We start from the raw sequence: 14,994 nt of genomic DNA, 5'->3' as shown, positions 1-14,994 counted from the left end.
TAAGTAAAACCGCCACTCATTTACGCCTTCAATACCGTATAAACAGGCACTGGAAAATCGCCATGTAAATCCACCAAATCTAATAAGACTAATGCACCAACGACCGTATGATCGGCTGATTGACATAGCTCATAAGCGGTGGTCAATGTGCCGCCCGTTGCCAAGATATCATCAATCAATAGCACGCGCTCTGGTGGCAGATTGTTCTGCATCTCAAGGGTATCTTTACCGTACTCTAACGCGTAAGCTTTATTGGCAACAGGCGGTGGTAACTTGCCGGGTTTACGTAGCAGAATCATGCCTTTACCCAGACGTCCTGCCAGCAAACTTGCAAACACGAATCCACGGGCTTCAACAGCACCCAAACAATCCACCTCATCCATTATGCCTTCAGGTAGGACAGCCAGCAGTGCATCAATGACTTCATTAATGTGACTGCATAGTAACGGTGTAATATCATAAAAATCAATACCGACTTTAGGGAAGTCTGGTACTGTGCGAATGATGTTCCAAAATGGATGATCGGTATTGAGCGTATTCGATGACTCGATTGCGGTATCAACTGCTGTAACAGCGGTGTTTGCGCTCATAATAACCCTTAACGTCTATAACTTAGATAATGATGTAACAATAGCAAATAATCTATGTATCAGAAAATTAACGGCGGTTATTATAGCATAATTGCCTTTAATATTGCGCGGCAATAGGGAAAACACCACTTATTAAGTCAATAAAATCAGGCATAGTGACTTGATAAACGTTTATCAATCTCAATATACAAGTGTAAACTTAACTATGAAAACAACGGTTATATGCTAAACTAGCTGCGTTTTTACAGTCTAAATATTGACGGTAATCATTCTTGATGTGCCATCAATGTCACCTTAAAAACGTATAGTAACACTAGTAATAATCGATAGGACTCTTTATGAAACGTTATGAATGTATTGTCTGCGGCTGGATATATGATGAAGCACTGGGCTGCCCTGAAGAAGGTATCGCACCGGGCACTAAATGGGATGATATCCCTGATGATTGGACATGCCCAGAATGCGGCGTTGGCAAGCTTGATTTTGAGATGCTAGAACTTTAAGCCAATGACCTTTTAGATAGGACCGTTCATGACAGAAAAAAATAACATTGATAATGCTGCTAAGTTGCCTGATTCATCAGATAGTAGCTCGAGTTACCCGACGCCTGAATGGCAAAAATTTGGTGAGCACCTGTGGGACGCATCAGACCTCAGTGAGCATCTTTATCAAGCCATGATAGATATCGGCGACGGTATTGAGCTGTGTGTTGAAGCTGGTGGTAATCCTAATCATCCGCCACTGCTTATGATTATGGGACTTGGCTCGCAAATGATATTTTGGCCAAATCATTTTATTAAACGCCTTATTGATGCTGGTTTTTTTGTGATTCGTTTTGACAATCGTGATATCGGTTTGTCTTCTAAAGTACAAATCGATGGTCTACCGCGTATTAGTCAACTTAAAATGATGATGCGCCTGCAAACGGGACTGTCTAATAAAGGTGCACAGGTTGCCTACAATTTAACCGACATGGCAGAAGATACGGCGCGTTTAATCAAGGCTTTGCAGCTTGGCAAAACACATTTGCTGGGTGCTTCTATGGGTGGCATGATTGCCCAAATCGTAGCGGCACGTTATCCAAGCCTAGTACAGCGGATGGCATTGATGTTTACCACCACCAACCGTGCCTTTTTAAAACCACCAAAGCCTAGACAGCTATATACGCTGATTAATCGCCCTGAGAGTCACTCTGAGCGTGATATCGTGCGCCATAGCGTTTGGTTTATGAAGACTGTTGGCACGCCAGGGCATGTAAATGTCCGCATGGTACGTGATATTGCCAAGATACGGTATCAGCGTAACTTTCATCCGCTCGGTACGGTGCAACAGCTCAATGCTATCTTGGCATCAGGTTCTATCAGTCGATTTAGCAAACAAGTCAAAGCCCCTACTATCGTATTACATGGCAGCGCTGATGGCTTAATTCCTGCCTCACAAGGTCGCGTGGTTGCCAAAACCATCCCTAATGCCAAATTTCATTTGATTGAAGGCATGGCGCACGATATTCCTGAGTACTATCAGCCGTATATGGTTGATTTAATTAGCAATCACTTATTAGAAAAATAGTTTTAATGAGTTAGCTTGTGAAATTTTCCGGCTACAAAAAAGAGCCTATAGCAATCATGAATCGCTATAGGCTCTTTTTTTGGTCAAAATAAAATATGCTGTTAGGATTTAATCACAGGCGACAGCCGCGCCTTCTTTGTCAATACACATCTTAGTGCCGTTCTCTAACCTGCCAATCCAAGCCTTATCCGCTACAAACACAAAAGAAGGTTTGTCCTTATAGCGGCTATCAAGACTGAGGCTCTTATTATTGGAATCATTAAAGTTATTAGAGCCGTCAAAATCCTTAAAGTTAAAAGGAATCACAAGCTCGCCGCCAAGATTGATAAAGCCCCACTCTGCATCAATGCGCACGCCCGCTAGCCCTTCCGAGAATGGACGTACTTCGTCGAAAGAATACGTAATCATAGTGACATTATTGTCATCAACAAATCCCCATCTACCGTCTTGTTGACGCGGCTGCAGCGTGGTAAAGCGATTAATTGGTATGGAGGCTGAATTTTTCTGTGTGCTATTTGCGCGAGCACTCGGTTTAACTTCTGATTTACTGGCAGCGGTTCGGTCATTTACACGGCTGTTTTTGGCACTCTTACCGTCATTACTTTTACTACTATCTTTTTTGACACCGGCATTTTGAGTATTAGTGCTTTGAGTATTGGCGTTCTTAATATTGCCCTCTTTATCAAGCCAGCTTATCGCTTTGTTTTTACGTACACGAGCCATACCGCCTCGGTAGTCATCAATATCACTAATCGCTGCTGAAAATGGGACAATAGTCCTATTTGCCGTATCGATGACGCCATAGTGACCGCCCTGCTTGACCACGATACGCCCTTCAGATACCGGACGCGCCCAACCTTGACCGTCATTTAGCACATCGTACATCACAGGAATCACTTCACGACCTTGCATATTCAGATAACCGACATGACTATTACGCATGACAGGCAATAGACCTGCTGATATTTTATCTGCATCCACTTTTTGATAGCGCGTTAAATCAACAAGGCTTTTACCTTGCTTATCGATAAGGGCGACTGGTGCGCCAAAGTCTTTCACCGCTAAGAAATAACCACTACTCGCCGTACAAGAGACGTTCTTATAATAACTCTTAGGGATTTTACAGCTGGCAGCTTGCGCGCTTGGTATGACAAATAACGCGGTTGTTAACATACCAATTGTCAGAGCACAGCACTTTATTAGGGCTGACTGATTTTCAGATGTCGTTAATAACAGTGATCGTTTTGATAAGGTACGTTGGAGCATAAGCAAACCTAAGCTAAAGTAATGATGGCGGTTAAGGCAATTTAAATGAGATATTTTAAGGGTATTAGTTTTTTAAGCTGATGATATTACAATATAAAAGTAGAAATGAGGGTAACAAATCGCAGTAAGAACGCCAATGATATTCCTGTAAGGATATTAATTGGCAGTAGCTTGTCTTTATACTTTAGATGAAACCTTAGAAAGTTCATATTCTCTAAAGTCATAAAATACCACTATAAAATAAAAATAAATAATATCAAACCATTTCAATTTTAGCTCAAAACATCGACAATACGGCTTGTGGTAAAGATGATGTCTTTAGTACGCAATAATTGAAATAAAAGTTGTCATGATATAAGGATAATATATGGCTATTGCCTCTTCACGCTCCGCTGCTACTGGCTTGCTCATTGGCTGTGTGATCTTTGGTTTGGGCAGTTTAATCGTCGCTCATGTTGACATCGGTGGCTGGGCAATGGCTTTTTGGCGCTTGGCTATTTCAGGCGTGGTGTTTGCGGTATTAGCAAAAATGACAGGGCAACGGCTACCGCGCTCAAAACGTGCTGTTTTTTATGGCTTATTATCGGGTGCATTTTTAGGTTTGGATTTGGCACTGTGGCACGAGAGTATCTATGCGGTGGGTCCCGGCATTTCAACCTTACTAAACAGCTTACAGATTTTCTTTTTGGCAGCCATTGGCTTTTTATATTTTAATGAGCGCCAATCTATATTACAGCTTGTCAGCTTGGTCTTGGCAATGTTGGGTGTGGCAATGATCGGTAGCCCAGAATTTGCCCAGAATAAGGCCGCTACTTGGGGATTTATTACTGGTATCGTGTCAGGGGCTATGCTCGCAGCCTCAATGACCTTTATACGTAAGACCCATGATACTGAGCCGACGCCGATATTCATGCTTATGCAGCTGATTAGTATTGGGGGCGGACTGGCAATGATTGTGCCAATGTTTGTCTTTGATATGGGTAATATACTGCCTAATAGCTGGTCTGATATTGGCTGGATATTGATTTATGGTACGGTCATGCAGTGCCTAGCATGGGGGCTTATCGCCTACTCTATTCCCAAGCTGTCTTTAGCATTAACTGGATTGCTATTATTGACCGAGCCGGTTGCGGCATTGGTAATTGATTATACTTGGCTTGATAAGCCCATCAATACCCTACAATGGAGCGGTGCGTTACTCACGATGTTTGCCATTTATTTGGGTTCGCTAAAGCCTAAACCACGCGCCCTACGCCGTTATCGGTTTTTTGCACGGTTTTATAAGCGTGATTATAAGTAAAGCTCGTATAGAATAAAAACGATCATAAACAAGCGCCTTAATAGATAAAAGCCACAATGATTATTGTGGCTTTTGCTTATCAATATAGTGAGTTATTTGAAGCTTAAGATAGTAAAAAAGTTAGTCTTTTTGGCGATTAAATAGAGCGTTAAGCACAATTGCTGTTAAGGTAGCCGTACCGATGCCACCCAAATCAAAGCCGCCTAGATGCAAGCTAAAGTTACCGGTTCCCATGATCACAGTGACTGCTGCGATGATAAGATTGCTGTTTTTACTAAAGTCGATATGGTTGTCTATCCAAATTTTCGCACCAGCGATGGCAATCAAACCAAAAACTACGATAGAAGCACCGCCCAATAATGCGGGCGGAATGGTTTGAATAATCGCACCAAATTTCGGTGACAAGCCCAGCATGATAGCAACCAAACCTGCTACGACAAAAATAGTCGTACTATATACTTTGGTGACCGCCATCACGCCGATATTTTCTGCATAAGTCGTCACACCCGTACCACCAAAACCTGCCGAAAAAGTCGTCGCTAAGCCATCAGCAAAGAAGGCGCGCCCCATATAAGGCGTTACTCGCGCTTTAGTCATGCCTTCTACCGCTTTAAAATGTCCCAAATTTTCAGCAACTAAAATAAAGGCGACAGGGGCAATTAATATAATGGCGCTCATCTCAAAACGCGGCGCATGAATACTTGGCAGACCAAACCATGAAGCCGTCGACACACTACTAAAATCAATCGGCACGCCATAGCCCAATACATTGGTCATCACAAAATAAGCAATATAAGACAATATTAAGCCAACTAATAACAGCAAACGACGTAGCATGCCGCGGGTAAATACCGCTACCCCACTGATAAGCAATACCGTTAACGTCGCCATCCATGCATCAAATTGGTTGACAGACACCCCTTGAATGGTCACAGGCGCTAAATTAAGACCAATAATCATTACAATCGCACCGGTAACAATCGGTGGCATTAAGCGCTCAATCCAGCCTGTACCCGTCTTCATGACCAGCAGACCTATCAATGCATAAATAATACCGCAGGCCATAATGCCGCCCAATGCAACATTCAGATTGGAATTAAACCCTACGCCAGCATATGCCGTCACGGCAATCACGGGACCAATAAAAGCAAAACTCGAACCCAAATAACTTGGCATACGTCCACCGGTAATCACAAAAAACATCACCGTACAAATACCAGACATCAAAATCGCTAAGTTTGGATCAAAGCCCATTAATAATGGCGCAAGCACTGTCGCCCCAAACATCGCAAAGGTATGCTGTATACCCAGTAGCATGCTTTTTGAGGGCGGTAAATACTCATTAATGCCAACCGGATCCCGATCCAAATCACCGCCATATGGACGCCATGTTGGAAACCAGCGACCATTATCAAAGTCTGGGTTGTGCGGTAAGTTCATTGTCGCCGAGCCAGTTGCAACATCAATACCTGCTGCTTCTAATGCATTTGGCGTTGATGGTTCTTTCTGACTATGCGGCGTCGATTGAGACGAGTTTTTTGGAGGGGTTATCATGCGCGATTGTCCTATAGGCTTAAGCTAATAATAACAGACTGGTAATGACTCATTAACGATACAGGCTAATAATAGCTCGAATAAATAACGAGATAACAAATAACGCTATTTACTATAAGTGCTGTTATAAATAGTGGCTATTATATGAGATAGCTATCTATACAATAAAAAGTTAATGGAAAAATAATGAAATCTAGCTATTACTAACTACGGATTCTTGTATGGATACAGAGCTATTTTTGATATTTTTAACACACTGTCTCTCTTGCTTAATCTTAATATATCGCAAGAACATCCTTTTTACTTCTATGTTTTTCTACACTATTTTTCTATCTCCAATCAGCTGTTTGGAAATATCATAATAATAGGTATTATTTTAGAGTATTACCACATTTTGCTAGCTGTATTGACTAAGATATGCTTTACTAAATTCAACGCTTTGGCTGCTCATACCGTGTATTCTATAGCGACAGCTAACTTACAGGATGTTACATAAGCGTTGATGCCGAGCATCATAACGGAATTTAATAATAAACAACAGCTATTATTCACCCGTCACTCGAACGAACACGTTTAAACATTTTCATAGACAATGCACTAAATTTATCGATGATCGATACTTATTATCTATTGTTGCCCGTTATAATTTTATATGGGCGCAGTAGTCTTTGCTATGCGGTTTTTCTGAATCCCTTTTATTTTTTGGTAACTTATTATGATTAGTGTCTTTGATTTATTCAAAATCGGCGTTGGCCCATCAAGCTCTCATACGGTTGGTCCTATGATAGCGGCTAACTTGTTTGTACAGTCACTCCTAAAGCAAACCAATCTGAGCGACATCCAGTCTTTAGAGATTGAGTTATATGGCTCGCTTGCGGCAACTGGTAAAGGACATGCTACAGATACTGCCATATTACTGGGCTTACTTGGTCATGCACCTAGCACCATCGATACGCGTTTGACCAGTGAATATCTAGCACCGATCTTTTCAGACAATCAACTCAATATCGCAGGCGAGCACGTTATTGCTTTTGATACAGAGCGTGATATTCACTGGTATGATGAGACGGTTCTACCTTATCATCCGAATGCTATGACTATTCGTGTGTCTTTGGCGAATGGCAGCCATTATCAGCAGACTTATTATTCCGTAGGAGGTGGATTTGTTATCAATGAAGAAGATGCGACCAATCCTGATGAAGATAATGCAACGCCGACTATCGATGTGATTCCTTATCCTTTTAATAGCGCCGCAGAGCTATTAGAACAATGCCGTAAACATCACTTGAGCGTGAGCGAGCTGGTATTAGCAAACGAATGCCATTACCGTGAGCAGGCAGAAGTATTTGCGTATTTAGATTCTATTTGGGAGTCGATGCAAGATTGTGTGACCCGTGGCTGCCAAAACAGCGGTATTTTACCGGGTGGCTTAGATGTGAGACGCCGTGCTCAAGCATTATACGTGCAACTGTGTGCTGAAAAAGATCAGCCGATTGCGCAAAATGACAAATTGGTTGCGATGGATTGGATTGATTTATATGCTTTAGCAGTCAATGAAGAAAACGCCAATGGCGGCAATGTGGTCACCGCTCCTACCAACGGCGCCGCAGGTATCATTCCTGCAGTGATGCATTATTATCGCGATTTTTTATCAAACTATAGCCTTGATGGCGCGCGCAAGTTTTTGTTAAATGCCACAGCAATTGGCAGCTTAATCAAACAAAACGCTTCAATATCGGGTGCTGAAGTTGGCTGTCAAGGTGAAGTCGGTTCAGCTTGTGCAATGGCGGCGTCTGCATTGGCAGAAATCCTAGGCGGAGATCCTGCTAAATGTCTTAATGCTGCTGAGATTGGTATCGAGCATAACTTGGGTCTGACCTGTGATCCTGTTGGTGGCTTAGTCCAAGTCCCTTGTATCGAGCGCAATGCGATGGGCGCAGTCAAAGCAGTCAATGCTGCACGACTTGCCTGTCGTGGTAACGGTCAACATTTTGTCTCTTTAGACAAAGTCATTGAAACTATGAAAGTTACTGGTGCTGACATGTTAGATAAATACAAAGAAACTTCTCGCGGTGGATTGGCAGTATATGCTGACAACCGTATACCGACTGCCACTCATGGCGTCAGCGTAAAATACAGCCAGTGCTAATGATTGGGCAGCTTATAATTCAATAGAACATATAAAACCTATTATAAAAAAAGACCTCTAATCATTAGAGGTCTTTTTTTGAGCTAACTACTATTGAACTAACGGTAGTGCTATTTATTGCAAAAGATACTTAATGAGCAATTATTCCGCTTTTTTTGACACTACTTGGTTAAGTATCCAAACTGGCTTAACTGCATTCGTTACTTCATCCATCATCGCTTCTTGGCGAACGTCCAAAACATAACGATAATTTGGCTCATACGTAAAGCCTTGAATATTACCATTTAAAGGGGTGTAGTTTTTCTGATACGTTTGGCGATACTGCAAGCACTCTGACTCAATCATGGCACCATTAGAAGCTTGTAGCTCACAAACTGCTTTCAGCGGGGCTATCTCTATTTTAAAACTTGGAATGTTAATGACTTTAACCACTGCTGGTTCACCTTCAATGACCATGGTACGCGTATCGTCAGTTGCCATGGTTGAACAACCTGATAAAACAAACGTTGCCATCACTGCTGCTAATGCTAACTTTTTCATTATAAAATCCTCAATGTATTCATAGTTTTATTTGTTTGGACTCGATTTATTCATTTTAGAATAACTGGTTTTTCGATATCACTTAAGCATTTATTATTAACTCGACCAGTATAGGGCGCAAAGTAACTGCGCCTCTATAACTGCTTTGTAACTTAACGTCAGCTTTTGCAACTGTTGTTAATCAATAGTAAGTAAATATTTTTGATATTACCGACAAATACATCCTACTTTCAATGATATCAGTTTAAAATACTAAATAAAAAACGCTCAGAATCATGATGATTCTGAGCGTTCTTTATAATTAAGTATTAAGGTTGTTTAGCTACGATAGTCCGCATTTATTTTGACATAGTCGTAAGATAAATCGCAGGTATAAACGGTGTCATGGGCATCACCGCGTGCAAGATCGATATGAATGGTAATCTCAGGGCGACTCATGACCGTCTTGCCCGCCTCTTCCGTATAGTTTGGCGCGACACCACCATTTTGACAAATCATAACTTCGTCTAAGTAGACATCGACTTGTTCGGTATCAAGGTCTTCAATCCCAGCATAACCGACGGCTGCTAATATACGACCCCAGTTGGCATCACTGGCAAAAAATGCCGTTTTAATCAAGGGTGAATGCGCAACGGCATATGCCACATCGCAGCATTCTTGTGTGGTTTTGCCACCTGTAACTTTAACTGTCATAAATTTGGTGGCGCCTTCACCATCACGTACGATCAGTTGTGCCAAACGTATAAAGACTTCAGCTAACGCATCAAACATTGGCTGATAATGTGGGTGCTCAGGGCTATCAATGATATCTGAGCTCGCAGCACCTGTCGCTATCAATACACAACAATCATTGGTCGAGGTATCACCATCGACCGTAATACGGTTAAAAGACTGCTCATTGATAGCACTTAACATCTCTTGTAATAAGTCAGCAGCAATATTGGCATCGGTTGCAACATAGCCAAGCATGGTTGCCATATTGGGACGTATCATGCCTGAGCCTTTTGACATCCCCGTAATATGATAACTACTACCATCAGCATCGATTTTTTTACTCGCGAGCTTTGGAATCGTATCCGTTGTACGGATACCATTTGCAGCAGCAAGCCAATTATCAGGCGCTAGATTGGCTAATGCGTTGTCTAGTCCTGCGATAATTGCCTCACTATTTAATGGCTCACCAATAACACCCGTCGAAAATGGCAATACAGTATCACTAGCCACGCCAGCTTTAGCAGCCAATGCCGCACAGATATCTGTGGCGCGGCGTTTGCCATCAGCACCGGTTCCAGCATTAGCATTACCAGTATTGGTCACCAAATAGCGCGGAGAAGCTGCAGCAAAGTGTTCACGTAATACGCGCACAGGCGCAGCGCAAAATGCGTTTTTGGTTGTCACGACAGCAGTAGCCGCATCAGCTGCGATCTCAATAACTACCAAATCATCACGATTTTTATAACGTACGCCTGCTGCGGTAGCGCTTAATTTGATGCCTTCAATAGGATAAATCGTCTCAGGTACTGCAACATTACCAACTGCCATCATTCACTCCTTAATTATTGATATTGGTATATTTTTATTGATTGTAAAGCCTTAGTCGTAATAGTAAAAACATCATACTTTGTTTAAATCAAATGCTGTCCAAATAGGCGCATGGTCAGAGGGTTTTTCCATAGCGCGCAGCTCATAGCTGATACCCGCATCAACACAACATTCAACAAGATCAGGCGTACATAAAATATGATCAATACGCAATCCACGCTTAGGATCATCATCAAAACCGCGACTGCGATAATCAAACCAGCTGTATAATTCGGTGCTTTCTGGATAATGCAAACGGTAGGTATCAGTCAACTCACGTGACATAAGATTGCTATACCACTCACGCTCCTCAGGTAGGAAGGAAGTTTTTCTATTTTTCAACCAGCGCTTAGCATTTACTTCACCGATTCCAATATCGATGTCTTCTGGGGCAATATTCATATCCCCCATAATCACTAGCGAGCGCCCTTCTGCTTTTAGCGTATCAATATAGGCCATTAAATCAGCATAATAAGCACGTTTCATCGGAAATTTGGTCGGATGATCTTGACTCTCACCCTGTGGGAAATAGCCATTGAGCACATCAATCTCACGCCCATCAAACTCATAACGCGCATGAATAAAACGTTTTTGCGCCTCTTCATCTTCGTTAGGGAAACCCTTTTGCACAAAAATAGGCGCAACTTTCGATAATAATGCCACACCGTAATGCGCTTTCTGTCCAAAATACTCGACGTGATAGCCCAAGCCTTCTACATTTTCAAGGGGAAACTGCTCATCATGCACCTTGGTTTCTTGCAGACCCATGACATCAGGATCGATAATATCTCGCACCGCCTCCAGCTGATGTTGACGAGCTCGGATACCATTGATATTAAAACAAACAAAACGGGTCATAAATTATCCTATCCTATATAAATAACTGCTTTGATAAGTAAATGCAGTTTTAAAATGCACTTATAAATAAATCTAAAATAAAACAAATACGGTTATGATAACAGACATAGACAGCGCTAGCTGTTGCACCCTTTTATATCTTGAGTTAGAGTGTTTGTTTGGTCTAATTACTTGGCTGTTTGCCGTGTCATTTTATCAAAACATGCTATCAAGCCACTCTTATTGACTATCCTACTTTTTATTAAATCATGCTTATCAAGCAGCGGCATTTAAACAACTTATAACACCCTATTATTAAAAATCTATTGAGCATTATTATGACAAAAGCAACTGATAAGAACCCAACTGCCGTATCAAAACCTCACATAATTACGCCGTTATTTGCGACCAACTATAATGTCTACATCAATCATACTGATGCTGGCGGTATAGTCTATCATGCCAATCACTTAGTATTCTTTGAAAACTGCCGCCGCGATTGGTTTACTCAATTGGGATTAAATGGTTATTTCTTGGAGACCAATGACGGTCAGATTCAGCATTTCGTCGTCACTCAAGCGGACTTGCAATATAAGCGCGCTATTTTATTAGATGAGGTCATTAATGTACGCATTGATAACGTTGAGATAAAACCTGCCAGCATTGTATTTTATCAAAGCATTTATCGTCAGCCCTCTCAAGAGAACACTACCGACACTGTAAAAGCGGTTTTGCTAAGCAGCACTAAAATCGTTGTTGCCTGTGTACAAAATCAAATCACACCGGATGCTATAGAGAATGATGCGTCAAATAAAACCATCTCAAATACCGCGCCAATGCGCCCTATTCGTGTGCCAAAAAAATTGCGTGTTGCTATTGAGCAAGCAATTTCAGAATACAATAAGTAGCTTCTATAATAATTGATTTCTTAAATATCTTTAGAAAAATCTGTTTTTCCTACGACAATAATTAGTCATCTTCTCTTTTTGTATGATATATAGAATCGATTTGATTTAAAACCGATACAGCTCTACTGCTATAGACTTTTCGTAGCCCCTGTGAAGCATGCTATGCCTACAAGGACTGCAAAACATTTATTCCAGCCTCGCTGTATCATTTTTACATTGAGCTGGCTATAGACCTTGCTATATATTCATTTATAAGGATATTTCCTGTACTGAGCAGTACTCTTATCATCATAGTGCCTTAGCCTAGATTCATGCTAACGTATTGCTTAAATGTATCATTATATATTTGATATATTATTTTTTTGTGGTAGATGGTTGGTAGAAAAAATTAATTCAGCTAGTTTTTTAAGATTACTCAGATAGCTTCTTAATTAAACACTTATTTTTTACCATTTACTGATGCCAAATAACCCAATAACACCAGCAGTCTGTCAATGGATAAGGATATTATTAAATTCAGCGATCGCTTTTATGTCAGCGCTGTTTTTTTATTGACAAGGATCTGACTGCTTAGCTAGCAACATTTAACCTCTCTCATATTTCAAGGACGCTGACTATGACGCCAAATAAACCTTGGCTTGCAAATTACCCTATTGGTGTGCCAAAGACGATTGATCCAGACAAATATAGCAGTATCATGGAGCTATATGAAGAGTGCTTCGATCGCTTTCGCATGCATCCTATGACCATCTGTATGGGCGTTACTCATACCTACGACGATGTCGATAAAGCCTCTATGGCGGTTGCTGCATGGTTACAGGCAAAAGGTCTGCCTCAAGGTAGCGTAGTCGCGCTTATGATGCCAAACGTGCCGCAATACTTGCCAACGATGATTGGTATTTTGCGGGCTGGTTATATCTGTACACCCGTAAACCCTCTATATACTGGTCGCGAGCTACGCCATCAATTGAATGACTCTGGCGCTCAGGTTATTTTTGTCGTCGATAACTTCGCTCAAGCACTTGAGCAGGTTATTGAAGAAACCCATATCAAACACATTGTCCTATCAAAAATGGGCGATATGATGGGTCTAAAAGGTATATTGGTCAACACCATTATCCGTCAGGTCAAACGCTTGGTACCCAAGTATAATCTGAATGACCCAAAATACGATGTCACTAAGTTCCCTGATGTGCTCAAGAAAGGCAAAAACCTGTCGTTCCAAAAGCCAAAACTGTCTTTGAGTCAAACCGCCTTTTTGCAATATACAGGTGGTACAACAGGGCTTTCTAAAGGCGCTATTTTATCTCAGCGTAATATTGTCGCAGGCGCGATGCAGTCAGAAGCTTGGACTCGCCCTATTACCTCAGAGATTAATGAGGTATATATCAATATGGTGATGGCACTGCCGCTGTATCATATTTTTGCCTTTATGCTGAGCTCACTGGGTATGCGTGCAGGTTACACCTTTATATTGGTTCCTAACCCGCGTGATATACCAGGCTTTATTAAGACATTATCAAAACAGCCCTTCCATATTTTCCCTGCGGTCAATACCTTATTTAAAGGCTTACTCGACAATCCGAACTTTAAAAACCTAGATTTTAGCTCATTACGCATCTCACAAGCAGGCGGCATGGCAGCGACTGAGCAAACAGCAAGACGCTGGCTTGAGACGACAGGCTGCGCTATGATTGAAGGTTGGGGAATGACGGAAGGGGTTGCTGTTGGTACTGCCAACGTCATCACTGATCGCAAGTTTAATGGTACGATTGGCGTCCCTGTACCTAGTGTTGATGTCATTATTATCGATGACGAGGGCAACCCTGTCGGTGCCAATCAAGCAGGCGAGATGTGTGTCAAAGGACCTAACGTCACCTCAGGTTATCTAAATAGAGACAGTAGTGATGACTTTACCAAAGATGGCTACTTTCGCACTGGCGATATCGTCAGCATGGACGAGAAAGGCTACTTTAGACTATTAGACCGTAAAAAAGACATGATTTTGGTGTCAGGATTTAATGTATTTCCAAATGAGATCGAGTCGGTCATGCTTGATTGTGACGGCATTATCGATTGTGCTGTCATCGGTATCCCTGATGAGAATCAAGGTGAAGCGGTTAAAATCTATGTTGTCCCTGCTGACAACAATGTCACCAAAAACTCTATTAAAGAGTTTGCTTTAGACAATATGACTGGTTATAAATGTCCACGACATATCGAGTTTGTTACTGAGCTACCAAAAAGTAACGTCGGTAAAGTATTACGTCAAAAACTTCGCGAGAAGCATATGATAGACAATCCTCAACTATAATTAAAGCGGTCTTTTAATTGTCAAGAGCTCCTTGCATTAGATGCAAGGCGCTTTTTTATTAACCATACCATCGATCAATTTTAAAATTTATTAGCATTTTTAATATGCTATCTTATCTCTGCAATCGCTTCACTATTCTTAGTTGCAACATATATTTTTCAATATATCAAGTATAACGACAAACTCTCAAGTTCTTTTATAGCAATAACTTACTCAATTACACTTATGTTAATGTATTGCCGAAATATGTTACGCTATTGTTTATAATATTGAATCAGTAATATATTTAACTGAGGTCAATTAATTGACCTTAAACAGCAGTACATTTTTCAAAAATAATTACAAACCAGCCATTTAATCTATTCAGATGAGTTTTCTGTATGGTT

12 protein-coding genes are annotated in these 14,994 nt (G+C 41.2%); 6 read left to right on the top strand and 6 right to left on the bottom strand.

Annotated elements, in window-relative coordinates; translation table 11 throughout:
- Positions 1-20 precede the first annotated feature (20 nt).
- A complete protein-coding gene (locus PCRYO_RS06165) occupies positions 21-590 on the bottom strand; it encodes an adenine phosphoribosyltransferase (protein WP_011513534.1) in 570 nt (189 codons plus the stop codon).
- A 338-nt stretch (positions 591-928) separates the two neighbouring features.
- Between PCRYO_RS06165 and PCRYO_RS06160 the strand changes: the two genes are divergently transcribed.
- Both PCRYO_RS06160 and PCRYO_RS06155 read left to right on the top strand, forming a co-directional pair.
- Complete coding sequence (locus tag PCRYO_RS06160) at positions 929-1,093, top strand: rubredoxin (protein WP_011280463.1); 165 nt, start codon at positions 929-931, stop codon at positions 1,091-1,093.
- Between the two features lie 28 nt (positions 1,094-1,121).
- The gene (locus PCRYO_RS06155; protein ID WP_011513533.1) at positions 1,122-2,159 is read left to right on the top strand and encodes an alpha/beta fold hydrolase; all 1,038 of its coding nucleotides are present in this window, start codon (positions 1,122-1,124) and stop codon (positions 2,157-2,159) included.
- Between the two features lie 108 nt (positions 2,160-2,267).
- Here the strand turns inward: PCRYO_RS06155 and PCRYO_RS06150 are convergent, their stop codons facing one another.
- Positions 2,268-3,425 carry a WG repeat-containing protein gene (locus PCRYO_RS06150; RefSeq protein WP_011513532.1) on the bottom strand — a complete coding sequence of 386 codons (1,158 nt, stop codon included), beginning with the start codon at positions 3,423-3,425 and terminating at the stop codon, positions 2,268-2,270.
- A gap of 367 nt (positions 3,426-3,792) precedes the next feature.
- Between PCRYO_RS06150 and PCRYO_RS06145 the strand changes: the two genes are divergently transcribed.
- Positions 3,793-4,725 (top strand): DMT family transporter, encoded by a 933-nt coding sequence (locus PCRYO_RS06145; protein WP_011513531.1) that lies wholly within the window; start codon positions 3,793-3,795, stop codon positions 4,723-4,725.
- A gap of 120 nt (positions 4,726-4,845) precedes the next feature.
- Here the strand turns inward: PCRYO_RS06145 and PCRYO_RS06140 are convergent, their stop codons facing one another.
- Positions 4,846-6,279 (bottom strand): solute carrier family 23 protein, encoded by a 1,434-nt coding sequence (locus PCRYO_RS06140; protein ID WP_011513530.1) that lies wholly within the window; start codon positions 6,277-6,279, stop codon positions 4,846-4,848.
- A gap of 715 nt (positions 6,280-6,994) precedes the next feature.
- On the opposite strand from PCRYO_RS06140, the gene PCRYO_RS06135 reads away from it, so the two are divergent.
- Positions 6,995-8,428 carry an L-serine ammonia-lyase gene (locus PCRYO_RS06135; protein ID WP_011513529.1) on the top strand — a complete coding sequence of 478 codons (1,434 nt, stop codon included), beginning with the start codon at positions 6,995-6,997 and terminating at the stop codon, positions 8,426-8,428.
- A 141-nt stretch (positions 8,429-8,569) separates the two neighbouring features.
- Here PCRYO_RS06135 and PCRYO_RS06130 read toward each other — a convergent pair whose 3' ends face one another.
- The 3 genes from PCRYO_RS06130 to xthA all read right to left on the bottom strand — a co-directional run bounded on the left by PCRYO_RS06130 (position 8,570) and on the right by xthA (position 11,407).
- Entirely contained in the window at positions 8,570-8,968 is a 399-nt protein-coding gene (locus PCRYO_RS06130) for a DUF4377 domain-containing protein (RefSeq protein WP_011513528.1), read from the bottom strand.
- Between the two features lie 318 nt (positions 8,969-9,286).
- The gene (argJ, locus tag PCRYO_RS06125) at positions 9,287-10,510 is read right to left on the bottom strand and encodes a bifunctional glutamate N-acetyltransferase/amino-acid acetyltransferase ArgJ (protein WP_011513527.1); all 1,224 of its coding nucleotides are present in this window, start codon (positions 10,508-10,510) and stop codon (positions 9,287-9,289) included.
- 72 nt (positions 10,511-10,582) lie between these two features.
- Positions 10,583-11,407: an exodeoxyribonuclease III gene (gene xthA / locus PCRYO_RS06120; RefSeq protein WP_011513526.1), complete on the bottom strand. Its 825-nt coding sequence runs from the start codon at positions 11,405-11,407 to the stop codon at positions 10,583-10,585.
- Between the two features lie 317 nt (positions 11,408-11,724).
- On the opposite strand from xthA, the gene PCRYO_RS06115 reads away from it, so the two are divergent.
- Together PCRYO_RS06115 and PCRYO_RS06110 are read left to right on the top strand one after the other, a co-directional pair.
- Complete coding sequence (locus PCRYO_RS06115; RefSeq protein ID WP_011513525.1) at positions 11,725-12,294, top strand: thioesterase family protein; 570 nt, start codon at positions 11,725-11,727, stop codon at positions 12,292-12,294.
- Positions 12,295-12,910: 616 nt separating this feature from the next.
- Positions 12,911-14,608, top strand: coding sequence for a long-chain-fatty-acid--CoA ligase (locus tag PCRYO_RS06110; RefSeq protein ID WP_011513524.1), 1,698 nt, complete (start codon positions 12,911-12,913; stop codon positions 14,606-14,608).
- Positions 14,609-14,994: the final 386 nt, after the last annotated feature.

The organism is Psychrobacter cryohalolentis K5, assembly GCF_000013905.1.
In the GTDB taxonomy this organism is placed as follows: domain Bacteria; phylum Pseudomonadota; class Gammaproteobacteria; order Pseudomonadales; family Moraxellaceae; genus Psychrobacter; species Psychrobacter cryohalolentis.
Note: the sequence above shows the minus strand (reverse complement) of the source record. Positions and strands in the feature narration are given on the sequence as shown.